The following is a 24,313-nucleotide window of genomic DNA, read 5'->3' as shown; positions in this document are numbered from 1 at the left end:
GACCCTGGCCGACGGCGGCTACGAAGGCACCGGAATCGGAGTGCACACCCCGATCAAACACCCACCCGGCAACCAAGTCCTCGATGCCGACAACCGCACCTACAACGCCCTGCTACGCAGGCTGCGCTGCCTCGGCGAACGCGGATTCGCCCTGCTCACCGGCCGCTGGCGCACCTTACAACGGATCACCGCCAGCCCCAGCAAGATCGGCAGCATCATCCAAGCCGCACTCGCCCTCACTCACCTCGAACACCGGCCGACCTGAAACTCGCTGAGATCAACTCAGTCAAGATATAACGAAGTGTCGTTGCAGTACTAAGGCGTGTCTGACAAATATTCGGTTGGTGTGCTGGGAGTGTGTGGGCACGTCGCGGTGAGCTGTACCGACGCGGTGTCGGTGGAACCGGAGATCGAGATGTCGTCCAGGTCACCGTGGACGGCCAGGATCGAGGTCCGTGCGTCGCGTGCCCCGGGGGACAGCGTCACCTCGTCAAGGTTTTCGGGGGTCGGCTTGTGGCTGCTGTGCCCGTCGGGTTCCTGCAGCTGGGCGACAGTGCTGTGGCAGCCTCCCTGTACCGCCATCGTGTGGATCTTCATCCAGAACACGGTCTCGTCGCTGTGGAGCCTGGCGGCGAACCACCAGGAGTCCACGGCTGCGGACGGATCCGCGGCGAGCATGTCGACGGCGTCGATCATCGTGGGGTGGTGCGGGGTCATCACATCTCCTGTCGATCGACAGCTGTTGCTGTCCGGGGGAGAGGGCGGTGCCGCGGCTCTTGCAGACGCGCGGAGTGGGATGGCGTCGTCCCGGCCGGGGTCGTGGCCACGGGTGAGGCTCAGGGCGCGGCGATGTCGATGGACTTGGCCTTGAACTTGCCGGCGACCAGGGTCTTCATCGCCCGCTTGCCGACCGGATTGCTGGTCAGCTTCTGGATGAGGCCGCGGAGCGCTATGTCCCGGCGGCTCTGGGGGACGAACATCGTCAGACCCTCGGTGCGGCCCAGGTGCTGCTGGTTGGCGATGAAGGGCCGCAGCCTCTGGTCGTACTCGCGCAGGGCCCGGGGGAGGTTGTCGGGGTTGCGTTGCAGGGTGGTGCCGAGGAAGTCGGCTCCGGACAGTCCGCTGGAGACGCCCATGCCGGAGTAGAGGGTGAGGCACCAGGCGGAGTCGCCGAGGAGGACGACGCGATCGGTGTGCCAGGTGGGCATCTCCACCTGGTGGACGGAGTCGAAAAGGTAGTCGTCGGCCTCCTCGAACTGCGTCAGGAGGCTCTCCATTACCAGCCCGGCCGGTTCGGGGCCGAAGGCGCGCCGCAGGGACTCGATGGGCGGGCGGCGGAACTGGCCGTCCTCGTCGTCCGTGCGGTAGTTGAACAGCACCGTCGGGTGGTGGTCGCGGAAGGGGAAGACCCAGGCGGAGCGGCCGGACTCGGCCAGGACAAGGCCGTCGTTGTGCCGGAAGCCGGGCACCGGTTCCTTGAGCGGGGCAGCGCCGATGATGTGGTGGAATGGCCGCAGGTACTCCGAGTCCGGCCCGAAGACGAGGCGGCGCACGGTGGAGCGCAGCCCGTCGGCGCCCACCACGAGCTCGAAGCGTTCGGTGGTCTCGGTGGTGTTCTCGCCGAGGGTGGTGCGCAACGTGACGTCCGCACCGTCGCTGTGTTCGTCGATGGCCACGGGAGAGGTGCCGTACCGGATCTCCGTCTTGTCCACGACTCGGTCGTAGAGGGCGGCCTCGACGTCTCCGCGGAGCATGAGGTGGGGCTCTCCGGGCAGGTCGCCGTAGCCCATGCTGGGCCGGCGGCTGCCTGCCCGGTCGATGTCGTAGGTCACGGCGGCGGGGTCGGTGCGGTTGCCGATGGCGTTCAGGACGCCCATGCGTTCCGCGGTGGCGCGGCCGGTCTCGAACAGGCCGATGAAGTAGCCGGCGGGGCGGCGTCCGGGAGCGCGTTCGACGAGTACGGGCTCCCAGCCGATCTCGTGCAGGCGCATGGCCGTGGCCAGGCCTCCGATGCCCATGCCCACGATCAGGGCGCGGGGCTTGCTCATGAGAATCGCTCCTTCGTGTGAGGACGTGGTTCTTCTGGTGGGGCTGTCACATGTGGACGGTGGGGGCGGCGTCGGGGTCGTGGACCGGGGCGCCGCGGCGGAAGAGGAGCCCGCAGACGACCATCCCGGCGGCGAAGAAGGCCGCGGACCACCCGAACGCCGTGGAGTAGCTCTCCAGTGCGGACTGGGCCACCAGGTCGGGGGTGGGGTCCTTGCCGGCGAGGAAGTAGGTGGCGGCGCCGGCGGCCAGCGAGCTGAGCAGCGCGGTGCCGATGGACCCGCCGACCTGCTGCATCGTGTTTACGCTGGCCGAGCCGACCCCCGCGTCGGCCGGGTCGATCCCGTAGGTCGCGGCGCTCATGGACGGCGCCATGACCAGGCCCAGTCCCAGACCGAAGACGACCAGGGGCGGCAGCACGTGTGCCGCGTAGGTGGAGGAGGCGTCCAGCCCGGTCAGCCAGAACATCCCGGCGGCGGCGAAAGCCATGCCGAGCGGGACGATCGGCTTCGGGCCGAAGCGTGGGGTGAGCAGGTTGGTGGCCAGAGTCGAGGTCACCATGACGGCGCCGACCATGGGCAGGAACGCCAGACCGGTCTCGACCGGCGAGTAGTGCAGGCTCTGCTGCAGGTAGTAGGTCAGGAAGAGGTTGATGCCGAACATGCCGGCGGCGGAGATGAACATCCCGATGGAGGCGGCGCCGCGGTTGCGGTCGAGCAGGATTCGCAGCAACAGCAGCGGGTGTGCGACTCGGGTCTGGAGCCAGGCGAATACCGCGATCAGGACGACGCCGGCGGCCAGGAACCCCCAGGTGCCGACTGAACTCCAGCCGTCGTGTTCGGCGTTCGCGAATCCGTAGACCAGGGCGAACAGACCGGCCGTGACGGTGACCGTGCCGGGGAGGTCGATCTTGACGCTCTTCTCGCGGCGGTGGCGCGGCAGGAGGACCAGCGCGCCGACCAGGGCAATGGCGGCGAAGATCAGGTTCACGTACAGGCACCAGCGCCAGTCGAGGTGCTCGGTGAGTACGCCACCCAGCAGGAGGCCGATACCGCCGCCCGCGCCGGCGACCGCACCGAAGATGCCGAAGGCAGCCGCCCGTTCCTTGGCGTCGGTGAACGTCGTGGTCAGCAGGGCCAGCGCGGTCGGGGCCAGCAGGGCACCGAAGACTCCCTGGAGCGCCCGCCCGGCGACCAGGACTTCGAAGTCGGCTGCCGCGCCGGCCAGCGCGGAGGCTATGGCGAAGCCGACGAGGCCGATGATCAGGGTGGTCTTGCGGCCGATGAGGTCAGCGATACGCCCGCCGATCAGCAGCAGGCTGCCGAAGGCCAGCGAGTAGGCGGTCACGACCCACTGCCGGTTGTCGTTGGAGAAGCCCAGGTCGGCCTGGGCGGACGGCAGGGCGATGTTCACGATCGTGGCGTCCAGCACCACCATCAGCTGGGCTATCGCGATCACCGCGAGGATCACCCAACGGCGGCCGTGATGCCGGTCCGCGGGCTCATCGGGCCGCGGCGGGCCGACTTCGTTCATGACGGCGGTCACAGCAGTCTCCACACACACAGAGAAGTGGAGGAATCATCTCCATTTACGTTTGGACCACCGTAGCACTAAGCGGAGACATTTTCTCCGGATGGCTGTCTATAGTGGGGGCATGAGCCGCAGGACCTCTCCCTCGCCGCCCGCTGCCGATGCGTCGGGCCGCCCCCTTCGCGCGGACGCCGAGCGCAACCGCCAGCGCATCATCACCGCAGCTCAGGAAGTGTTCGCGCAGCGAGGCATCGAGGTCACCCTTGACGACATCGCCCATCACGCGGGCGTCGGCGTGGGCACGATCTATCGGCGCTTCGCTAATCGCGAGGAACTTGTCGAAGCGATCTTCGACAAGGAGATCCAACGCGTCATCGAGCTCGCCGAAGAGGCGCTCACCCGCGAGGATCCCTGGGACGGGCTCGTCCACTTCTTCACCGCGGCCGGACAGGACTTCGCCGAGGACCGGGGGCTGCGAGAGGTCCTCCTGGTGGGCAGCCACGGCAAGGACCGGGTCGCCGCCGCCCGCGACCGCCTCACACCCGCGATCAACGCCGTCCTCGAGCGTGCCCAGCGGCACGGCTCACTGCGTGACGACATCGAGGTGACCGACTTTCCCCTCATTCAGATCATGCTCGGAGCAGCGACACAGCGCACCAAAGCCGTCTCGCAGGACATGTGGCAGCGCTATCTCACCCTCATCCTCGACGCGCTCCGAACGAGTCGCGAGCGCCCCACCGCCCTGCCTCAACCGGCCCTCAGTCAGGAGGAGTTCGACCGGGCCGCGCCGTAGGCGGCACGGGGTATCTGTCGTTCGACCGCCCGATGGCCCATGCCGGGCTTCGTCGCTCCGGCGCTTCTTCTCCGCCGCGTCGCGGCCGTCTGCCTGTCCGTCATGGTCCGAAACGCCAGGCCACGCGCTCGTAGCTGCCGGCTCCGAGGCGCGGCCCGAGGCATGCTGGTGAGCGTGCTCGGGGCGCCGTGCACGGCGGATGAGCACGGGTGCGTGGCCTGCGTTCCGCAACAAGTGAGGGGCAGCGGATGGTGGACGATGATCAACGAGAGGATCCGCCGGCTGCCACGGTGGCCGAGGCCGTGGCGGACCGCCTGAAGGAGCGCATCTACGCGACCATCACGATGATCTCTGTGGTGGTCGGCCTGTCCTTCAGCGGCGTGAGCGCACTCGGTGCCACTGCCACCGTCCTGACGACCGCCCTGGGGTTGTGGCTCGCGGCGTTCGTGGTCGACCAGCAGGCGCATCGCACTGTCCACCGTCACCGTGCCACCGGCTTCGAACTGCGCCGCATGCTGTACGTCAGCAGCCCGCTGCTGTCCTGTGCCGTGGGGCCGGCGGTGCTGATCGGGCTGTCCGCCCTCGACGTGCTGCCCCTGCACTCCGCCTCGCTGACGGCGGCGGGGTTGGGAGTCGTCTCGCTCTTTCTGTGGGGCTGCTTGGGTGGGCTGCGCATGGGAGGCGGCGTCCCGCCGGCCGTGGTGGCGGGCCTTTTGGACGCGATCATCGGCGTGGGAGTGGCCCTGGTGAAGGCGACCGCTGGGCACTGACAGGACGCACGTGCTGCCGAAGTCTGCATCTGGCTTTCCTCGGCCTGGGCGGAAAGCGTGTCACCGCGGTGCCAGCCGCCAGTCGAGGGGGTACGAGGACTGCCCGCGTCGGGTTCGCCCGCACCCCGGTGCCCCCCAGGGGTGATACGGGAGCGATGTGTGCTGGCCGGCGCTGGACCGTGCCGACGGGATGTTTCGAAGGGCAGTACTGAACATCGCCGTCGCCTCTTCGGCGCCGCCTCGTTGTCCGTGTGGGCGAAGTGGCTTGGCGAGGGGGAGGTTCATTGTGCCGGTTCGGCCGGAGCGGTGAGTGCGCCGGGCGGGGGTGGATGGGTGCGGCGATCGGCGGCACCTCTCCTCCTAAGCGGAGATGGCATCTCCGGGTCGTGTAGAGTGGGCGCCCTAAGTGGAGCTACTGTCTCCGCTTGTTTTCAGGGCTGCCATGCCCATTCCGGCGGGTGCAGGTGAGTGCGCCCCGTGCAGTGCGGCCATGACCTGCGGACCTGAAAAACCATGTGATGCATCAACTCCACGAATCCCTCATCCGCGAAGGAGCGAAAGCTCATGACGGAGAAACTACTGACCGCGGAGCAGATCGGTCACCTGCGGCACTTCGACAATCTGTCCCGCCAGCAGACCAACGACTGGTCTCTGATGCAGGGCAAGGCGACGGGACAGGACGATTTCGGCGGGTACCGCTTCCAGCTCGCCTATATGACCTACGCGCTGGCGGTGACTCATCTCCACCGGCTTCCCGCCGCTCCGGGCTTGTTCCAGCCGACGATGCAGCGGCTGATCGACAAGATCCTCCTGCCCGAGGTCTGGATGTACTGGCGGGACACCAGTCAGGGCGGAGCGCCATTCAACGCCCACCTGTCGGATTCGTTGCACGAGGAGTGGGACCCCGTGGTGCGCGACAACATCATGTACAGCGCATACGTCCAGTCGATGGCACTTCTGCACGATCATCTCTTCGACAGTGACCGCTACGCGGCCCCCGGCTCCCTGGCGCTTGAGCACTGGTCGTTCTTCTGGGGTGGAGAGGCGAAGCGATTCGAGTACGACCGGGAAACGCTCAACGACCACATCTACTGGCAAATGGTCCAGAACGGCTACCTGGGCGTGGCCTGCGAACCGAACTGCGTGTTCCAGATCTGCAACCAGCCCGCGATCCTGGGTTTCCGTCTGCACGACCTGATCACCGGTGGGAATCGTGCCGACGAAGTGACCGCCGGGTACGAGCGGGCATGGGCCGACTTCGGCAAGCTGGACGAGAACGGCCACTACAGCATGCTGGTCCTTGAAGACTCGAAGACCGTGCTCCCCAACGCGGCTCCCGCGCCGTGGGCGGACGCGTGGTGCGGAACCCTCATGAACATGTGGAACCGCGACTTCGTCCACGCGAACTACCCCCGCCAGGTCGCGGGGTTCCTCCGCCCCGGCCCGGACGACACGTTGTCTGTGACACCGTCACCGCCGATGGAGGCGGCGGGGAGGCAAAGTGACAATGACTCATGCGATTTCGGCTGGGTGACCGTGTGGGCGTCCGAGATGGGCGACGAGCGCACACTTGAGGGTCTTCTCGCCCACGCCGACCGGTTCATGCAGCCGACATGGCGCGACGGCGGCCTGTACTACCCCCGCAACGACACGGTCACCGATGACGACGGAAACGTCACCCTGGTCGAGCCGATGGCCGGCAACGTACTCCTGGGCTACGCTCGGCTCAACGTGCCGGACGGGATGTGGGGCCTGTACAACAGCCGGCGGGATAGCTCCCGCTCCGACCAGCCCGTGCTGACGGCCGTCGAACGCGACATCGACGTCAGCCAGGCCGAAGTCGTCGACGGCGTGCTCTACGCGCGACTCCAGCGCACCCGTGCTGTGCCAGGCGAGGGAACGGTCACGATCAGCCACGTGGCTGGCCGGGGCCGCTGGACCGTATTGGCCGACGAGCAGCCCGTCGCCCGCATCGACGGCATAACGGTCACCCCGGAGCCCGGACCGTTCGCGAAGACCGTTCACATCAACGGCGACCAAGTGGTGCTGTCCTGCACCGAGAACCCGCACACCTTCACCTTCAGGCAGGACCGATGATGACGAGCCTTGACCAACCGTCCTTTTCCCTGGTCGACCACGACGGTCGGCCGGTGACCGAGAATACTTACCAGGGCCGGTGGCAGCTGGTGTTCTTCGGCTTCACACACTGCAAGGTCGTCTGCCCGAGGGCGCTGCGCAGGCTGTCCTCCGTACTCGACGAGCTCGGTGAGACGGCTGACCGACTGCAGCCGCTTTACATCAGTGTCGACCCTGAACGCGACACCCCGGACGTGCTCCGCGAGTTCCTCCGACCCTACCCGCGCTACACGGGGCTCACGGGCTCTGTCGACGCTGTCGAACAGGCCAAGCAGGAGTTCCGGGTCTTCGCCCGGCGAAAGTACGACCCGACCGACCCGGACGGGTATTCCGTACCGCACACCGCGATCACCTACCTGCTGTCGCCGGAGGGGAAGTACGCCGCGCACTTCCTCGATTCCATCACGGAGGCCGAGATGACCGTCTCATTGCGGACCATCCTTGCGAAGACTGGGGCGCCGTAGTGCTCGACGAGGTGCAGTGCACATTGCAGCTCCAGTGCTCGGTCCGTCACGGGGCTGCCCAGGATCTTCTCGCTACGCTGGGGTCGGTAGGCCATGGTGTTGCGGTGGACATGGAGTGGTCCGGCGGCGCCGATGAGGCTCATGTCGGCACGGAAGTGGCCGACGAGGGTTTTGCGGGGTTCGCCCGTTCAGCTCCGCGAGGTGGTCCCGTACGAACCGCTGCGCCGGTTCCAGATCGGCGCCGAGAAACCCAGCGAGGTCCCACGTCCTGGTAGAGAACGACCGGGGCTCGGTCGTCGCCGGATGGCGACGGGCGGTCGGCGAAGCGCGCGTCGCGATGACTCTGCCGCAACCCGGCCAGCCCGAAACGGACCGCTCCGGCAGCCAGCCGCTGTCCCTTCTTGCCCAGGGTGGCCTTGGTGGCGGTGAGCGCGGCGCCATCCGGCGCACTCGTTGCCGATGCCCACAGCCAGACAGTGTTCCGCGACGGCTGGACGACTACTGGCGACAGCGCCGACCGCTCGAGCAGTCTGCTCGGCGGTGCGCACGAGAGTCTCTCCCGCATTAGGGTCCATTCGGGGAGAGGCGTAGCGGACGATCATCGCCAGATGATGCTGGCGACCTCGGCCCCGAGGTGTTCCCTGCAAGCCTCGGCCCAATTCCGATGGATTACGGACGGTGACGGGTTAGAGCCGAGTGTGAAGGGGTCTCTGGTGCTGCCGGTGAGCTCGACCCAGACGGACTTGTACTCCAGATAGGGGTCAAAGGGAGTCGATGCCGTTCTCGCGCCCGAGCCCCGAGGTCTTGTAGCCACCGAGGGAACGTCGGGTGCGACGACGCCCCCTTCTGCTTTCGCCCGGTCGAGGTATCCGCTCACCTTCTCGTACTGGGCTGCGTTAGCGACCGGACCCATTTCGGTCGCGGGTTCGTTGGGGTCGCCGAGCATGAGCTGGCTGGCGCTCCGCGACCAGTCGGGTGAGCTCGGCGTGCACGTCGGCGTGGCGGATCAGTCTGGATCCGGCCATGCAGGTTCGTCCGGTCGCGGCGAAGCCGCTGGCGACGAGACCGTTGGCGGCGGCCGAGAGATCCGCGTCGGGGAAGACGACCGGTGGTGATTTGCCGCCGAGCTCCAGGGTGGCGTGGATGAGTCGGTCGCCACCGGCCGCGCGGGACCGCGCGGCCGGTGGCGGTCGAGCCGGTGAGCGCGACCTTGGCGACGTCGGGATGCGAGACCAGGTGTTCGCCCACCTGCCAGGGACGTTTCTCGTTCGACGAGCTGGTGCAAACCTACTCGCTGGACGAGATCAACACCGCGTTCGCTGATTCGGAATCCGGCCGGGTCGTCAAGCCTGTCGTGGTGTTCTGACCCGGCCGTTCGTCGGCGGCAGGCTGGACGGGAGGCGACTGCCGGTGCTTCGTGGAGTGGTGGCCTCCACGTCGTGAATCTCCCTGGGCATCATTGCGGCGTGCGGCTGAGTCATCAGTGACGGAGGGTTCGGCCGTACGTCAGGGTTCAGTCGTCCGTCGACACCGCCGATCTTTCCCCGGGGCCGAGCTGCGCTGGCCCCGGAGCGTTCGCGACGGGTCGGTCGCCGATCTCGATGCGGGCGCCCGGTCTCGGCCCTGGGTGCGAATTTGGGTGCGAAACGGTTCCTCGTAGTGCCTCGTTCGCACCCGCCGTGACGTCTCATTCGAATGTTTCCGCTGGTGAGCGTGCTGTGCGACGGCTGTCGGGTGCCTCATAATCCTTTGGCCGTCGGTTCAAGTCCGACCCGGCCCACCACCAGGAAAAACGGCAGGGTTGTTGCTCTTCGGTGTGTGAAGAGCAAGGGACTCCGCGCCTGGTCCCCGGCTGTGCAGGCCGGCGGTGAGAACCGGAGCGTCCGACATCGTCAGGACGGTGCGGGGCCGGTGGAACCGCGTACGACCAGGTGCGACGGCAGCACCACCTGATTCTCGGCCTGTGGCGGCCGTGTCCCGTCCCGTGTGCCGAGGAGCAGGTCGATCGCAAGCCTGCCCGCTTCGTCGAACTGGCCGGCGAGGGTCGTCAGCGGCGGGGAACAGAAATCGGCACCGAAGATGTCGTCGTAGCCCACGACACTGATGGCGCCGGGCACGTGCACGGCCCGGTCGCTGAAGCGTCGCAGCATCCCGATGGCGAGCAGGTCGTTGTGCGCGATCACTGCGGTGGCTCCCTGGCCGAGGGTGGCGTCGGCCGCCGCGGCTCCGCCTCGCACGGCGGGTGGGAACGGGCCCAGTCGCGTGGCGGCGAGGCCGAGCTTCCGGGCGATCGTCCTGATCGCGTGCCACCGTTTCGCCGCCAGCCAGGAGCGCCGCGGGCCGGCCGCGTAGACCACCGAGCGGTGTCCGAGAGACGCAAGGTGTTCGATGATCTGCCGGGTGCCGTCCTCATGGTCGACGATCGTGCTCGGCACGCCGCTGACCTGACGGCTGATCAGCGTGAGCCGATGGCGGCCGGTCAGCTCGCCGATCTGCTGATCGGACATCCGGCTCGCCGCGATCACGAAACCGTCCACCGATCCACTGAGCCGCTCGATGTTCGCGGCCTCGAGATCCGGTGATTCCTCGGTGTCCGACAGGATGAGGGTGCACCCCGCGGCGCGGGCCTGCTGCTCCGCTCCCCGGATGATGCCGAAGAAGTGCGGATTCGTGATGTCCGAGACGCACAGCGCCACCGTCCGCGTGCGCCCGGACGGCAAGGCCTGCGCGAGCGGATTGGTGCGGTAGCCGAGCCGCTGGGCGACCTCGACGACGCGGTCCCGGGTTCGTGCGTTGACACGGCCGGGATTGGTCAGCGCTCGCGACACCGTCGAGGTTGCCACGCCCGCTTCCCTGGCCACGTCGTAAATGGTCGGCCACTTCCGGTCGGTTGGTTCCATCAGCGGGCCCTCAAGACGTTGAACACACGGTGATCCTAGATAGTTTTGGCAAAGTTTGGCAACCGCTTGCAGTCGATTTTGCCATCCGCTTATCGTCGGTCCCCACTTCACCCGGATCTCAGCGTCGAGAGGAACACCGTCGATGAGGGCAATCGTCCTGACCGCTCCCGGCAGGGTCGAGGTCGTGCACGACCGGCCGGACCCGCAGCCGGGCGTCGGCGAGGTCCTGGTGGGCATCCGCGCCGTCGGGCTGTGTGGCTCCGACCTCGGTGTGTACGAAGGTCACCGCCCCGTCCCCGCCTTACCGTGGGTGATGGGACACGAGGGTGGCGGCGAGATCGTCGCCGTGGGCGCCGGCGTGACCGACCGCCATGTCGGCCAGCGGGTCGTCGTCGAGCCGAACTATCCCTGCCTCGCATGCGCGGCGTGCCTGGCGGGCCGGACGTCGGCCTGCCCGGACCGCGGGATCGTCGGCATGAACGTGCCTGGCCTGCTGGCCGAACGGGTCGCCGTCCCGGCGCGCTTCGCCCGGTCGGTGCCCGAGTCGGTGTCCGACGAGACCCTGGCCTGCCTCGAACCGCTCGCCGTCGCGAGGGCCGCCGTGCGGCGTTCCGGTGTCGAGGCCGGCGACGAATGCCTGGTGATCGGAGCAGGCTCGCAGGGCCTGTTGCTGTGTCAGGCGCTGCTGGCACACGGGGTGCGCGCCTTCGTCACCGAACCCCACCCCGGGCGGCTGGCGCTCGCCGAACGGCTCGGCGCCAAGCGCGCCGACCCGCACGACGTGCGTGGTTTTCCCGTGGTGGTCGACACGGCAGGCAACGAGCGCACCTGGGCCATCGCACTGCAGGCAGTGGCGGCCACGGGCTCGATCGTGATGGTCGGGATGGGCGGCGATGCGGTCTCGATGTCCACAACGGAGCTGGCGAGACGGCAGTTGGTGATCCGCGGCTCGCTGATCTACGACCATCCAGGCGACTTCGCCGACACGGTCGCGGCCGTCGGTGACGGCCTCATCGTACCGGGGGAGGTGCTCCAGCGAGCGGCGGGACCGGCGCAGGCGTCGGAGGCCTTCGCGCAGGCACGTTCCGCGCCGGGTAAGTCATGGATCGATCTGACGGTCTGGCAGGAGGACCGGCATGGCTGAACAGGACGGGACGGCAGCACGGTCACGGCCCGCCCCGCTGCGCTGGTTGTCCACTGTGGAGTCCGCCGTGGGAGGGCTGCTGCTCGCCACGATCCTGGTGCTGATGCTCGGTCAGGCGTTGCAGCGGTATCTGCCCACCGGCGGTTGGGTCGGGTCCGGTGAGCTGGCCCGCTTCAGCCTCGTCTGGTTGACCTTCGCGATGGCGGGATACCTGATGGAGCGGGACGGGCACGTCACGCTGAAGGTCATCGACACCGTGACACGCGGTCTCACCCGCAGGCTGGTGTTCCTCTTCGCGAACATCATGGTCGCGATCGTGTGCCTGAACCTCGCCTACGAGGCGTTCGTGCTGGTGACCGACGACAGTTCGCAGGTCTCGCCGGCACTCGGTATTCCCATTCGCTGGTTCTACGTCATCCCGCTCGTCGGGTTTCTGCTCACCGCCCTGCGGTCGGTCGTGGCCGTGTTCCTTCCCCCTCGGGCCGTTGGAGAGGAGTCGCAGGCATGAGCATGGTGCTGTTGGCCGCCGGAATCGCCGTCCTGCTCGCGTTGCGCGTGCCCGTCGCGTTCGCCCTCCTGGGGCCGTGTCTGAGCTACGTCACCTTCAACGGGCAGTCGGTCGGCCTGAGTACCCGTGAGCTCACGGGTGCCATTGACAGCTTCCCGCTGCTGGCGGTTCCGCTGTTCATCCTGCTCGGCGTGATCGCCAACCACGCGGGAATCGCGGATCGGATGTTCGACTTCGCGCTCGCGCTCATCGGGCGCGTCAAAGGCAGCCTCGGCTACGTCAACATCGGTGTGAGTCTCGGCTTCTCCTGGATGAGCGGCTCCGCGCTGGCGGACGCGGCCGGACTCGGCAAGGTCGAGGTCCCCGCCATAGTCCGCAAGGGCTACTCGAAACGGTTCTCCGTGGGCATCACCGCCGCGTCCAGTCTGATCGGCCCGGTGATGCCGCCGAGCATCCCGGCCGTGATCTACGCATCGATCGCCGCGGTCTCCACCGGTGCGTTGTTCGCGGCGTCGGTGCTGCCTGCTTTCCTGATGGCCAGTGGGCTCGCGATCGCGGTGTTCGTGTGGGTCCGCCGCCAGCACGATCTGCAGTCGCAGCCGTTCGACTGGGCCCGGCTGCGTCGCGCGACGACGCGGGTGCTGGCTCCGTTGCTCTGTCCGGTGATCATCCTGGGCGGCATCCTCGGCGGGTTCTTCACGCCGACCGAGGCCGCGGCCGTCGGCGCGACGTACGTGCTCGTGCTCGGTCTGTGCTATCGCGCGGTGCGGCTGCGGGATCTCGGCGGGATCCTGCGCGACACCGCGGCGACCACGGCGTCGATCACGCTGATCATCGGTGCCTCCGGTCTGCTGGCCTGGATCCTGGCCCGGGAGCAGGTGCCCGGAGCGGTCGCCGACTGGATGCTCGGGTTCACCGACAGCCAGGTCGTCTTCCTGCTCATGGTCAACGTCTTGCTCATCGTGCTCGGCGCGGTGCTGGAGGGCACGTCGGTGCTGGTGATCACCGTGCCGATCCTGCTGCCGATCGCCGCCGAGTTCGGCGTGAACCCGCTGCACTTCGGGGTCCTCACGATCGTCAACCTGATGATCGGCTTGCTGACCCCGCCCATCGGCGCCGTGCTGTACGTCCTCAGCCCCGTCACGAGGATGCCCGTGCACGAGGTGTTCCGCGGCACCGCACCGTTCCTCGTCCCGTTGGTCGCCGTGCTCCTGCTGCTCACGTTCGTGCCGTCGGTGGCCACGTTCCTGCCGCAGGTACTCGGTCTCTGACCCGTAGATGACACACACCCAGGAGGCAATGATGCCGACAAGGTCAACCAACAGCAGGCGCGCTCTCGCGCTCACTCTCGTCACAATGCTCGCGGGCGGCTGCACCGCCATGGGCGGCGGTGACAACGACGGAGGGAACGGCACCGCCACGTTGTCGTTCGCCAACAGCTACCCTACGCAGCACCCGCACACCCGCTGCGGGATCCAGGCCGTGGCCGACACGATCAACGGGCAGGACAGCGGGCTCACCATCGAGACGTTCCCGAACAGTCAGCTCGGCGACGACGCCGAGCGTTTCAACTCCGTGAAGTCCGGTGACGTGGACATCGACGTGCAGGGTTCGTCGGCGCTCGCGGCCAGCTACCCGCCGATCGGCGTGCTCGACATGGCGTATGCGTTCGACGGTCCGGACCAGTTGTTCGAGTTCCTCGACAGTCAGCAGGGCCAGCAACTGAAGGACGACTTCGCGAAGGCCACCGGCACCCGCATCCTCGACGGCTGGTTCTTCGGAATGCGGCACTTCACTGCGAACCGGCCGATCCGCGAGCCGGCGGACCTCGAGGGACTCCGGATGCGCTACGCGGACTCGCCGATCTACCTGGAGAACGCCAAGGCGGTCGGGGCGAACGCGACCGCGGTCGCGTTCGAGGAGGTCTACGTCGGCCTGCAGCAGGGCATCATCGACGGCCAGGAGAACCCGATTCCGACGATCGCGGATCAGAGCTTCGACGAGGTGCAGAGCCACGTCTCGTTGTCCGGTCACCAGACCGGTTCCCAGCTGATCGTTGTCAACGAGGAGAGCTGGCAGCAGCTCTCGACCGAGCAGCAGGATGCGCTCGAGACGTCCGTGCACGAGACCCGCGCCAAGAACCGCACCTGCATCGAGGACGAGGAGAAGAAGATTCTCGAGCAGTGGAAGTCCGAGGGCACGGTGACGGTCGTGGACGACGTGAACCGCGACGCGTTCGCCGAGCGGGCGCAGCAGCACTTCGAGCGCACGCTCTCCGGTGAGCAGGCGAAGCTCTACGAGCAGGTGCAGAGCTCGGCCCGATAGCCGGCGCGAAATACACCAGCCGGGACACTCATCGGAGAGGGGACGGACATGCGGGTACGGGTGCTCAACGGCCCCAACCTCGGACGGCTCGGCCGCCGCGAGCCCGAGAAGTACGGCAGTACCGGGTACGACGAGCTGGTCGCGTCGTGCCGCACCCTGGCGGCCGAGCTCGGTCTCGACGTGGACGTACGGCAGACCGACGCCGAGCACGAGATGCTCGCCTGGGTGCACGAGGCCGCCGACGACGGTGCCGCGGTCGTGCTGAACCCGGCAGCGTGGACCCACACGTCGGTCGCCCTACGGGACGCGTGCGCGATGCTCGACGCGCCACTGGTCGAGGTGCACCTGACGAACGTCCACGCGCGGGAGCCGTTCCGGACACACTCCTACATCAGCCCGATCGCCACCGCGTCGATCATCGGCTGCGGCGTGGCCGGCTACACGCTCGCGCTGCGCTGGCTGGCCTCGCGATGACCCGGGTGCGCATCGCCGTCGTGGGCGCCGGCCTCATCGGACGGCGTCACATCGCACTGGTCCGTTCCGACGTCGCCAGCGAACTCGTGTCCGTGGTGGACCCCGACCCTGCGGCACGCGACGGGCACGGGGTGCCGGGGTACGCCGGCGTTCCGGAAATGCTGGCGGCGGTCCGGCCCGACGCGGTGATCGTCGCATCGCCGAACCGGCTGCACGCCGAGCACGTGCTGCACTGTGTTGAGGCACGGGTCCCGGTACTCGTGGAGAAGCCCCTCGCCGACTCGCCCGCCGAGGCCGTGTCGATGGTGGAGGCGGCGGAGGCGGCGGGCGTGCCGTTGCTGGTCGGCCACCACCGCCGGCACAGCCCGATCGTGGCGGCGGCGGCCGAAGTCGTCCGGACCGGTGTGCTCGGCAGGCTCGTCGCCGTCCAGGGGAGCGCGTTGTTCCGCAAGCCGGACGGCTACTTCGAGAACGCGCCGTGGCGGAGCACGGCCGGCGGCGGGCCGATCCTGATCAACCTCGTCCACGAGATCGACAACCTGCGCGCGCTGTGCGGGGAGATCACCGAGGTACAGGCCGTGGCGTCGAACGCGGTCCGCGGGTTCGACGTCGAGGACACCGCGGCGGTCACGCTCCGATTCGATACGGGCGCCCTCGGGGTGTTCCTGCTCTCCGACACCGCGGCCGCGCCGCACAGCTGGGAACAGACATCCGCGGAGGACGCCGCGTACCCGAACCATCCCGATGAGGACTGCTACGTGTTGGCGGGCACCGACGGCTCGCTCGGCATCCCCACCATGCGATTGCGGGTCTTCGCCGGCGAACGGTCCTGGTGGCAGCCCTTCCGGACGTCGGTGTTGGATCGTTCCGGAGCGGATCCACTCGTGCGTCAGCTGGCGCACTTCCGGGCCGTGGTGCGCGGCGAGACTGCGCCGTTGGTCGACGGCCGGGAAGGGCTTCGGACGTTGCGCGTGACCCACGCAGTAGCCGAAGCGGCCCGGACCGCCGCGACGGTGCCCATCCCGTTGACGGAGGTTGAACCATGCACAAAGGCATAGCGACGGTGTGTCTGTCTGGCACGCTCGAGGACAAGCTGAACGCGGCAGCCGCGGCGGGTTTCGGCGGTGTCGAGGTCTTCGAGAACGACCTGATCGCCTCGCCCTGGTCGCCGGAGCAGGTGCGGGCGCACTGCGACCGGCTGGGCCTGTCGGTCGACCTGTACCAGCCGTTCCGGGATGTCGACTCCGCCGATCCCGACACGGTCAGCCGCAACCTGCGGCGCGCGGAACGCAAATTCGACGTCATGCGACGGCTCGGGACCGACACGATGCTGGTGTGCTCGTCGGTTTCGGCCGATGCCGTGGACGACGACGAGCTGCTCGCCGAGCAGTTGCGGGCACTCGCGGAACGCGCAGCCGGGCACGGAATGCGCATCGCCTACGAAGCGCTGGCTTGGGGGCGCGTGGTCGACACCTGGGAGCGCTCGTGGGAGGTCGTGCGGCGTGCGGACCACCCTGCGCTCGGACTGTGCTTGGACAGCTTCCACGTGTTGTCCCGCGCGCAGAGTGGCGGCACGAGCATCGACGGAATCGCGCAGATCCCGGCCGACAAACTGTTCTTCCTGCAGCTCGCCGACGCGCCACACCTGAACATGGACGTGTTGCAGTGGAGCCGACACCATCGGCTGTTTCCCGGACAGGGCTCGTTCGACCTGGCCGCTTTCACCTCGGCCGTGCTGGCCGCGGGTTACGACGGCCCGCTGTCGCTGGAGGTGTTCAACGACGTGTACCGGCAGGCCGCGCCGGGTCGCGCCGCGGTCGACGCCATGCGCTCGCTGGTCGCGTTGGGGGAATCACTCGGGCGGGAGCCGGCGCCGCCGAGCCCACCGGAACTCACCGGCTACGCCTTCACCGAACTGGCCGTCAGCTCGGCCTCCGACCACCAGGTGGCGCGGGCACTCGCCGCGATGGGCTTCGCGCACGTCGGCAAGCACCGGTCCAAGCCGGTCCAGCTCTGGCAACAGGGCAACGCCCGGGTTCTGCTCAACTCCGGCACGGACCAGGCCACCGCCGTCAGTGCGCTCGCCGTCGACACGGTCGATCCGGCGGCGTCCGCCGCGCGGGCCGAGGCGTTCCTGGCGCCGAAGGTTCCCCGCACCCGCGGGCCCGCCGAGGCCGACCTGAGCGTCGTCGCCGCGCCCGACGGCACCTCCGTATTCTTCTGCCGGACGGCCGCCGCCGAGGACGGGTGGATGTCCGACTTCATCCTGACCGGAGCGAGTTCGCACGCGCTGGGCGGGCTCGGCCATATCGACCATGTCGCACTGGCGCAGCCGTTCGACTACTTCGACGAGGCGACGCTGTTCTATCGCTCGGTGCTCGGGCTGGAACCCCGGCACGACGCCGAGTTCGCCGCACCGTTCGGGCTCGTGCGCAGTCGGGCTCTGACCGATGCCCGCGGCCTGGTGCGCATAGCGCTGCACGGCACGGTCCTGCGTCGCGGTGACTGGGCGCCGGGCGTGCCCGATCCGCAGCACATCGCGTTCGCCAGCGACGACATCTTCGCCAGCGCACGGGCGATGCGAGCGCGCGGGGCACCGCTGCTGCCGATTCCCGACAACTACTACGACGACCTCGAGGCGCGCATGGAGCTCGACCCCGACCTGCTGGCCGCCCTGCGCGAGTGCCAGGTGCTCTACGACCGCGACGACGACGGCGAGTTCTTCCACTTCCACACCGAGGTGCTGGGGGACAGGGTGTTCTTCGAGGTGGTGCAGCGGGTCGGCGGCTACGACGGCTACGGCGTCGCGAACGCGCCCGTCCGGATGGCCGCTCACCGAGCGGCGCGGCAGGCCCGATAGGCCGGCCGAGGGAAACCTGACGAGTCGTCGGGGCGTGGGCAACCCCCCCCGTCTGCCCACGGACGCGGCCGGCCCCTTCGTGAGCGGCCGTCCGGCTATGTCGCCACGTCCGGAGGAGAAAGCATGGGGACGAGGAACCGGCGTGCGACCGCGCGAACCTGATCGTCATCGTCCAGGTCGATGAGTCCACTCGGGGTGACGAGGAACGATGCCGACACACGCACCATCAGCTCGGCCGCCAAGTCCACGTCGACCTCGTCCGACACGGTGCCCGCGCGCTGTTCGGCGCGGAGTCGGTCGGCCACGAAGCGGGAGACGGTCGCCATGGTCCTGCCGTCGTCGCCGATCAGTGACGGTACGACGACATCCGGCTCGACGTCCATGAGGCCGCCGATGAGGGGGTTGTGCCGGATCGAGCGCAGCGCACTGGCGAAACCCAACTCGACCCGTTCGGCGGCGTCGCGCGCGGGCTTGATGTCGAGCAGGAACTGGTCGAAGTAGCGGCGGAATTCGCGCCGGACCACATGCTCGACCAGTGCGTCCTTCGTCGAGAAGCGGCGGTACACGGTGATCCGCGAGACGCCGGCTCGACGTGCGACGTCATCCATCGTCGAGCGGCGGATGCCCGTGCGGCAGAACTGTTCGTAGGCGGCGTCGAGCACACGTGTGGTGGCCGCATCGTCGTCGGCTTCGTGCTCGGGTTCCACGTTGAAAACGCGTTCGAGCAGTGATTCGGCGCGGTCGACGTCGGGAGTGGTCGCGCCGGGAAGTGCTGGTCCCACAGATCTCCTTTCGGCGATGACAGGTCTGGTGTTCTGGGCCCTCTTATGCTCTCATGATACACAGAGTCGATCGCTGTTTCATCGTATCAATGCAGCACGGTATCTGTCCGGTCATCGGCAACTCAACGAGGAGTGCGGATCATGGAAGAACTCAGCAGACGAAAGGCGCTGGTCGCAGGCGGGACACTGGGGGCGTTGGGCGCGCTCGGAGTCGCGGCGCCCGCGCAGGCGCGAGCGCTGTGGACGTGGTCACCGGCGGGCTCGGTGGCGGGAACCGGTGCGGGTGCTGATCCCCGCACGGTGTGGGATCCGGAGGCCGACCGAGTTGTCTCGTCGTTACTCGACCGCGGTGATGTCTCGCGGGTCAACGAGCTGCTTCGTACCTGGACCACGAACGATCAACAGCTGCCGACCGGGCTTCCCGCCGACGTGCGTGAACTGATGGAAAGAGCCCGCACGCTGCCGTCGTGGGTGGATCACGAGAAGCTGGAACAGTCCTTCGCCTTCACCAAGCGGCGCGGACTGTACCTGGGCGTGTTGTACGCCATGGCGAGCGGAATGATGAGCACCGTCATCCCCAAGGAGGCGCGCGCTGTCTATTATTCCTACGGCGGCGCGAACATGAAGGATCGTATCTCCAAGACCGCAAAGCTCGGCTACGACATCGGAACCCACAACGCCTATGCCCCTGGCGGGGAGATGACCATCACCTGCGTGAAGACACGCATGGTGCACTCGGCGGTCCGGCACCTGCTGCCGCAGTCTCCACAGTGGAACCAGGCCGCTCCCGAAGAGATTCCCATCAGCCAGGCCGACATCATGGTCACCTGGCACAGTCTTGCCACTACGGTCATGCAGAAGATGCGTGAGTGGGAGATCCCGATCTCCGACGACGACGCCGAGGCATACCTGCACTCGTGGCAGGTCACGGCGCACATGCTCGGGGTGCGGGACGAGTACATCCCGGCGTCGTGGCACGAGGCTGACCGTCAGGCCGAGCAAGTCTTGGATCCCATCCTGGCGCCCACGCCGGAAGGTCGAGACCTGGCGCGGATCCTGTTGGAACTAGGGTCCGAATTGGACGGAAGTGTGCTGAGTAAGCCGTTGCTCGGCGCATTCACGCGTTACACGCTCGGCGATCGGGTCGCGGACTGGCTGGACATCGACAGGGAACCAGTATTCGGCCCGATGATCGAGACGTTCTGGCCGCCGTTCATCGCCGCACGGGAGTTCGGCCTCAACTTCCCCGGGTCGGACGAGACGTACTGGCTCTTCGATGAACTCATCCGGCAGATCGTCCTGCTGTATCTGTCCGAGGCCGACTATCCGATCAGCATCGAGATCCCACAGGGCAACCGCCCGTCCTGAGCTACGCGAGCATTACGGAGAGGAGCTGGAATTCATGACCGAACTCAGTAGGCGGCGGGCACTGATATCGGGCGGCGGGCTGGCCGCGCTCGGAGCAATCGTGGCGGCCTCGCCCGCACAGGCACGGGCCATGGTGGGATGGAACTGGTCGCCGAATCGCTCGGTGGCGGGCGCCGGAAACGGGACCGACCCGCACTGGGTGTGGGACAGTGAGGCCGACCCGTTGCTCGAGTCGCTGTTCAACCGCGGCGTCATCGGCAAGATCAACGAGCTGCTGTGGGACTGGGAACGTAACGAGCAGCCGTTGCCGCGCGGGTTGCCATCGGACCTGCGGGATTTCATGGAGCACGCCCGCCGGCTTCCCGACTGGGCCGACCACGCCAAGCTGGAGCGTGCGGCGGAGTTCAACAAGAGCCGCGGAATCTACCTCAACCTGTGCAACGGGCCCGGCGGCGGCATCCTCGCGACGGCGATCCCCAAGGAGGCTCGCGCCGTGTACTACTCGGTGGGCGGCGCGGACATGGAGGATCGCGTGGCCAAGACGAGCCTGTTCGGTTTCGCGGTCGGTTCGCTCGATGCCTATCGACCGCAAGGCACGTGCGTGGTGGAGTGCGTGAAGACCCGCCTCGTACACGCCGCGGTCCGGCATCTGCTGCCGCAGTCCCCGCATTGGCGCAACGGCGCGGAGGAGGAGATCCCGATCAGCCAGGAGGACATGCTCGTCACCTGGCACACGCTGCCGACCTTCGCGATGCGGAAGATGCGCGAATCGGAGGTGCCGATCCCCGATGAGGACGCGGAGGCGTACCTGCACTCGTGGCAGGTCACCGCACACATGCTCGGCATCGCCGACGAGTACATCCCCGCTACCTGGGATGCCGCGTACGCGCAGTCGGACCAAATCCTGGCCAGGAACATGGGACCGACACCCGAAGGGGTCAAGCTCACCGACGTCCTGCTCAGTCAGCTGGCCGAACAGACGAGTCCGCTGAGCCTGAGCCGTCCGCTGTGCAACGCGCTCGCGCGCTACCTGGTCGGGGACCGGGTAGCGGACTGGGACGGCATCCAGCGCGAGCCCGTGTGGGACCGGGTGATCCCGGAGGCATGGCCGATGCTGGTGAAGTTCCGTGAAGGCCTGGTTCCCCTGCCGATGGTGCCGGAGGTCGCGTGGACCATCGACGAGGCCCTGCGCAAGTACATCCTCTTCTACCTCACCAAGGGCGAGGAGACGAAAATCGAGATCCCGACTCACAACCGGCCGGGGTGATTCGTCATGGGTGATGCGATCGCCAGGCGGCGGTTCCTCGGTTACGTGCTGGCGGCGCCGACTCTGGTCGCCGCCGCCGAACTCGGCCGTACCCGTGCGGCGGCGGCCGTTCAGCGACCGCCCGCGCCGGCGCAGCTGCCGTCGCCGGAGATCACCGAGATCGTCGACCTCAACGACATGATGACCGTCGCCGCGGCCCCGACGGCCAATCTCATCTCCGTCGAGGTCCACGCCGACGGTTCGGTCTCGTTCGCTCTGCCTCGGGCCGAGGTCGGTCAGGGGGTGACGACGTCGACGGCCATGCTGATCGCCGAGGAGCTCGGCGTGCCGATCGAACGGGTGCGTGTCACGTTGGCCGATGCGCGGCCCGAGTTGGTGTTCAACCAGCTTACCGGTGGTTCCAACACGACCTTCTCGACCTACACCCCGGTCCGGGTCGCCGCGGCGGTGGCCCGCACGAGGCTGCTCGACGCCGCCGCGGCGGACTTCAGCGTGCCGGCCGCGCGCATCACCCTCGACGGCGGGACCGTGTCAACTCCCGGTCGCAACGGGGTGGACATCGGAAAGCTCGCGGCGAAGGCATCAAGTGCCCGCGTCGAGAACGTGGCCGTGGAGCTGCGTGAACGGGAGTCGTTCACGGTGATCGGAACACCGCGTAGCAGGATTGATGCGCTGGAAGCCGTGACCGGGCAGAAGAAGTTCGCCCTCGATCTCCACATCCCCAACGCGCTGCCGACGATGGTGTGCCGCCCGCCGACCGTCAACGGCGAGGTGGGGTCGGTCGCCAACGCCGCCGAGGTGCGCGCGATGCCGGGCATCACCGACGTCGCGCAGATCTCCACCGGCGTGGCGGTGCGCGGCGAGACCTTCGGTCAGTGCATCGACGCGGTGAGTGCGCTCCGCGTGTCGTGGCGGCCCGGCACGGCTGAGGGCAAGTCCGACGACGACGTTCGTGAGGAGCTGCGGGCAGCGGAGCTGCCGCTGGTCCCGAAACCGCCGCTGACCGACACGGTGGACGAGACGTTCACGTTCTACTTCCGTAGCAACAGTGCACTCGAGCCCAACTGTGCGATCGCGGACGTCCGTGCCGACCGGGCCGAGATCTGGTCGTCGTTGAAATCGCCCATCGTGGCCAAGCAGACGATTGCGGCGCGACTGGGGCTTCCGCAGCGTGCGGTGACCGTCCACGTCACCGAGGGCGGCGGGTCGTTCGGCCGCAAGCTGTTCTTCGACGGTGCGCTCGAGGCCGCAGAAGCCTCCCAGCGGTTCGGCAAGCCCGTCCGCTTGATGTGGCACCGAGCAGACGATTCCCGACAGGGCCGGACCCATCCCATGGCTACCTCCCGCGTCCGCATCTCGTACAAGGGGGACACGGTGCTGCGCTACGACCAGCGGCACACGAGTGTCTCCACCGATCTCGGGCACGGGCTCGGCGAGATCATCACCGCCACGGCGGCACGGCTTCCGGTCGGGGACATCGGGTTCGCGGAGACATTCTTCCAATTGTCGCAGACCATGTCGTACGACTTCGGCTTCAACAGCCGATTGCTGTCCGAAACGGACAAGGGTTTCAACACCGGCAGCATGCGCAACGTGTACTCCCCGGACGTGACGTGCGCACGGGAACTCATGGTCGACGAACTCGCCACGAGGATGGACCGGGATCCTTACGAGCTACGGCGGGCATTCCTGCGAGACGACCGGTCCCGGAAGGCTCTGGAGAAGGTCGCCGAAGCGGGCGACTGGGGGCGGCCGATGCCCCACGGCCTGGCCCAGGGCATCGCCTTTCACGCCGAGTACAAGGCCGTCAGCGCATGCCTGGTCGAACTGGACTGCCGAAGGGAGACGGTCGAACGGCCCATCCGCAACGCGGTCGCGGGACCGCGCGTGACGAAGGTCGTGTTCGCCGTCGACGTCGGACTCGCCGTGAATCCCCGCGGCCTGGAGGCCCAGATGATGAGCTGCATCAACGACGGCATCGCGCTGGCGCTGACGTCCAGCCTGCATCTGCGCGACGGTCATTTCCTCGAGGCCAGCTGGGACAACTACTTCTACACGCGGCAGTGGAACACCCCGCCGGAGGTGCGCATCATCGTGCTGCCCGACAGCAGCGACGAGCCGGGCGGCGCCGGCGAACTCGGCGTGGCGGCCTCGGTCTCGGCCGTGGCCTGTGCCTATCGCCGCGCGACCGGGACCCTGCCGACCAGCTTTCCCATCAATCACGCCACGTTGTCGTTCGAGCCGAAGCCGACCGTTCCGCCCGTCCCGCAGTCACCGACCGACGGCAGGGACCACGCCTGGTGAAGGAGTCCACGTGCCCGATCACACCTTCCGCGTCAACGGCGAGCAGGTGACCGTCGACGTCGCCGACGACGTCCGGCTGCTGTGGGTGTTACGCGATATCCTCGGCATCACCGGCCCGAAGTACGGCTGCGGCATCAACGTATGCAAGGCCTGCACCAGTCACCTCAACGGCGAGGCGTTCAACCCCTGCGCGGTTCCGGTCGGCGACCTCGGACCCGACGACGAGATCACCACTATCGAAGGGCTGCCCGCCACGGTAGGCCGGGACCTGCACCCGATGCAGCGGGCGTGGTTGGACCACGACGTCGCCCAGTGCGGATACTGCCAACCCGGCCAGATCATGGCTGCGGTCGCCCTCGTCCGGCGCGTGCAGTCGGAGGGCCGCGCCGTCACCGACGCCGACCTCGACAGCTTGCGCAACATCTGCCGCTGCGGCACCTATCCCCGGATCCGTGCAGCGATCAGCGCCGCAGCGACCGACGGCTGAGTTTGGCAGCCTGTCGGCTCGGGGCATCCGGCCGACCGGCTGAACAGCTCGGCCCTGGGTGTCGACAAGGGCATTCGTTATCTGTCCGAGGCGCACGTGGGGACCGATCGAGAGTTGTTCGTGTTCGTCCTCATCGTCGGCCCACCATCCACTTG

Annotated in this window: 23 protein-coding genes and 2 pseudogenes; 17 read left to right on the top strand and 8 right to left on the bottom strand. The window is 67.9% G+C overall.

All coding sequences use genetic code 11. The features are described from left to right. Positions 1-265: transposase family protein (locus tag LY13_RS07600; RefSeq protein ID WP_253827572.1), on the top strand; the 265-nt coding region annotated here is incomplete at its 5' end. A 50-nt stretch (positions 266-315) separates the two neighbouring features. Here the strand turns inward: LY13_RS07600 and LY13_RS07595 are convergent. From LY13_RS07595 to LY13_RS07585, 3 genes are all read right to left on the bottom strand, one after another. Continuing rightward, positions 316-717, bottom strand: coding sequence for a hypothetical protein (locus tag LY13_RS07595; RefSeq protein ID WP_253827571.1), 402 nt, complete (start codon positions 715-717; stop codon positions 316-318). A gap of 119 nt (positions 718-836) precedes the next feature. Further along, positions 837-2,048, bottom strand: a complete 1,212-nt coding sequence (locus tag LY13_RS07590; RefSeq protein ID WP_253827570.1) for an FAD-dependent monooxygenase — start codon at positions 2,046-2,048, stop codon at positions 837-839. A 46-nt stretch (positions 2,049-2,094) separates the two neighbouring features. Next, positions 2,095-3,579 carry an MFS transporter gene (locus tag LY13_RS07585; protein WP_253827596.1) on the bottom strand — a complete coding sequence of 495 codons (1,485 nt, stop codon included), beginning with the start codon at positions 3,577-3,579 and terminating at the stop codon, positions 2,095-2,097. Positions 3,580-3,700: 121 nt separating this feature from the next. On the opposite strand from LY13_RS07585, the gene LY13_RS07580 reads away from it, so the two are divergent. From LY13_RS07580 to LY13_RS07565, 4 genes are all read left to right on the top strand, one after another. Beyond that, entirely contained in the window at positions 3,701-4,369 is a 669-nt protein-coding gene (locus LY13_RS07580; RefSeq protein WP_253827569.1) for a TetR/AcrR family transcriptional regulator, read from the top strand. Between the two features lie 248 nt (positions 4,370-4,617). Continuing rightward, entirely contained in the window at positions 4,618-5,139 is a 522-nt protein-coding gene (locus LY13_RS07575) for a hypothetical protein (protein ID WP_253827568.1), read from the top strand. A 564-nt stretch (positions 5,140-5,703) separates the two neighbouring features. Further along, positions 5,704-7,236, top strand: coding sequence for a linalool dehydratase/isomerase domain-containing protein (locus tag LY13_RS07570; RefSeq protein ID WP_253827567.1), 1,533 nt, complete (start codon positions 5,704-5,706; stop codon positions 7,234-7,236). Beyond that, entirely contained in the window at positions 7,233-7,739 is a 507-nt protein-coding gene (locus LY13_RS07565; RefSeq protein WP_308216284.1) for an SCO family protein, read from the top strand. The genes LY13_RS07570 and LY13_RS07565 overlap by 4 nt, the downstream gene beginning before the upstream one ends. On the opposite strand, the pseudogene LY13_RS26145 reads toward LY13_RS07565, so the two are convergent. The 3 genes and pseudogenes from LY13_RS26145 to LY13_RS07560 all read right to left on the bottom strand — a co-directional run. Beyond that, positions 7,628-7,900: pseudogene (locus LY13_RS26145) on the bottom strand (helix-turn-helix domain-containing protein); the annotation flags it as partial. The gene LY13_RS07565 and the pseudogene LY13_RS26145 sit on opposite strands and share 112 nt — an antisense overlap. Then, positions 7,879-8,304, bottom strand: coding sequence for a hypothetical protein (locus tag LY13_RS26140; RefSeq protein WP_372493784.1), 426 nt, complete (start codon positions 8,302-8,304; stop codon positions 7,879-7,881). The pseudogene LY13_RS26145 and the gene LY13_RS26140, both read right to left, overlap by 22 nt. A gap of 33 nt (positions 8,305-8,337) precedes the next feature. Beyond that, positions 8,338-8,872, bottom strand: a pseudogene (locus LY13_RS07560) (aldehyde dehydrogenase family protein). A gap of 65 nt (positions 8,873-8,937) precedes the next feature. On the opposite strand from LY13_RS07560, the gene LY13_RS07555 reads away from it, so the two are divergent. After that, entirely contained in the window at positions 8,938-9,105 is a 168-nt protein-coding gene (locus tag LY13_RS07555) for a hypothetical protein (protein WP_253827565.1), read from the top strand. A 526-nt stretch (positions 9,106-9,631) separates the two neighbouring features. On the opposite strand, the gene LY13_RS07550 is transcribed toward LY13_RS07555, so the two are convergent. Next, the gene (locus LY13_RS07550) at positions 9,632-10,639 is read right to left on the bottom strand and encodes a LacI family DNA-binding transcriptional regulator (protein WP_301298559.1); all 1,008 of its coding nucleotides are present in this window, start codon (positions 10,637-10,639) and stop codon (positions 9,632-9,634) included. A gap of 142 nt (positions 10,640-10,781) precedes the next feature. On the opposite strand from LY13_RS07550, the gene LY13_RS07545 reads away from it, so the two are divergent. The 7 genes from LY13_RS07545 to LY13_RS07515 are packed head-to-tail and all read left to right on the top strand — an operon-like array spanning position 10,782 to position 17,950. Beyond that, entirely contained in the window at positions 10,782-11,783 is a 1,002-nt protein-coding gene (locus LY13_RS07545) for a zinc-dependent alcohol dehydrogenase (protein WP_253827563.1), read from the top strand. Further along, complete coding sequence (locus LY13_RS07540) at positions 11,776-12,291, top strand: TRAP transporter small permease (protein WP_253827562.1); 516 nt, start codon at positions 11,776-11,778, stop codon at positions 12,289-12,291. Before LY13_RS07545 ends, LY13_RS07540 begins: the two co-directional genes overlap by 8 nt. Continuing rightward, positions 12,288-13,562, top strand: coding sequence for a TRAP transporter large permease (locus tag LY13_RS07535; protein ID WP_253827561.1), 1,275 nt, complete (start codon positions 12,288-12,290; stop codon positions 13,560-13,562). The genes LY13_RS07540 and LY13_RS07535 overlap by 4 nt, the downstream gene beginning before the upstream one ends. A gap of 31 nt (positions 13,563-13,593) precedes the next feature. Next, positions 13,594-14,616 carry a DctP family TRAP transporter solute-binding subunit gene (locus LY13_RS07530; protein ID WP_253827560.1) on the top strand — a complete coding sequence of 341 codons (1,023 nt, stop codon included), beginning with the start codon at positions 13,594-13,596 and terminating at the stop codon, positions 14,614-14,616. 48 nt (positions 14,617-14,664) lie between these two features. Then, the gene (gene aroQ / locus LY13_RS07525) at positions 14,665-15,090 is read left to right on the top strand and encodes a type II 3-dehydroquinate dehydratase (protein ID WP_253827559.1); all 426 of its coding nucleotides are present in this window, start codon (positions 14,665-14,667) and stop codon (positions 15,088-15,090) included. Beyond that, a complete protein-coding gene (locus tag LY13_RS07520) occupies positions 15,087-16,148 on the top strand; it encodes a Gfo/Idh/MocA family protein (RefSeq protein ID WP_253827558.1) in 1,062 nt (353 codons plus the stop codon). The genes aroQ and LY13_RS07520 overlap by 4 nt, the downstream gene beginning before the upstream one ends. Further along, complete coding sequence (locus LY13_RS07515) at positions 16,133-17,950, top strand: bifunctional sugar phosphate isomerase/epimerase/4-hydroxyphenylpyruvate dioxygenase family protein (RefSeq protein WP_253827557.1); 1,818 nt, start codon at positions 16,133-16,135, stop codon at positions 17,948-17,950. The genes LY13_RS07520 and LY13_RS07515 overlap by 16 nt, the downstream gene beginning before the upstream one ends. A gap of 95 nt (positions 17,951-18,045) precedes the next feature. Here LY13_RS07515 and LY13_RS07510 read toward each other — a convergent pair whose 3' ends face one another. Further along, on the bottom strand, positions 18,046-18,732 hold the full coding sequence (locus tag LY13_RS07510) for a TetR/AcrR family transcriptional regulator (protein WP_308216283.1): 687 nt from the start codon (positions 18,730-18,732) through the stop codon (positions 18,046-18,048). Between the two features lie 141 nt (positions 18,733-18,873). Between LY13_RS07510 and LY13_RS07505 the strand changes: the two genes are divergently transcribed. From LY13_RS07505 to LY13_RS07490, 4 genes are read left to right on the top strand one after another with little or no spacing between them, the layout of a single operon-like run. Continuing rightward, on the top strand, positions 18,874-20,100 hold the full coding sequence (locus LY13_RS07505) for an oxygenase MpaB family protein (RefSeq protein WP_253827556.1): 1,227 nt from the start codon (positions 18,874-18,876) through the stop codon (positions 20,098-20,100). A gap of 34 nt (positions 20,101-20,134) precedes the next feature. Continuing rightward, positions 20,135-21,367, top strand: coding sequence for an oxygenase MpaB family protein (locus tag LY13_RS07500; RefSeq protein WP_253827555.1), 1,233 nt, complete (start codon positions 20,135-20,137; stop codon positions 21,365-21,367). A 6-nt stretch (positions 21,368-21,373) separates the two neighbouring features. Beyond that, positions 21,374-23,671 carry a molybdopterin cofactor-binding domain-containing protein gene (locus LY13_RS07495; RefSeq protein WP_253827554.1) on the top strand — a complete coding sequence of 766 codons (2,298 nt, stop codon included), beginning with the start codon at positions 21,374-21,376 and terminating at the stop codon, positions 23,669-23,671. A 10-nt stretch (positions 23,672-23,681) separates the two neighbouring features. Further along, entirely contained in the window at positions 23,682-24,158 is a 477-nt protein-coding gene (locus LY13_RS07490) for a (2Fe-2S)-binding protein (RefSeq protein ID WP_253827553.1), read from the top strand. The last annotated feature ends 155 nt before the right edge of the window (positions 24,159-24,313 follow it).

Origin of the sequence: Prauserella aidingensis, assembly GCF_024171865.1 — a bacterium.
In the GTDB taxonomy this organism is placed as follows: Bacteria; Actinomycetota; Actinomycetes; order Mycobacteriales; family Pseudonocardiaceae; genus Prauserella; species Prauserella aidingensis.
This window is presented reverse-complemented; position numbering and strand designations above follow the sequence as displayed.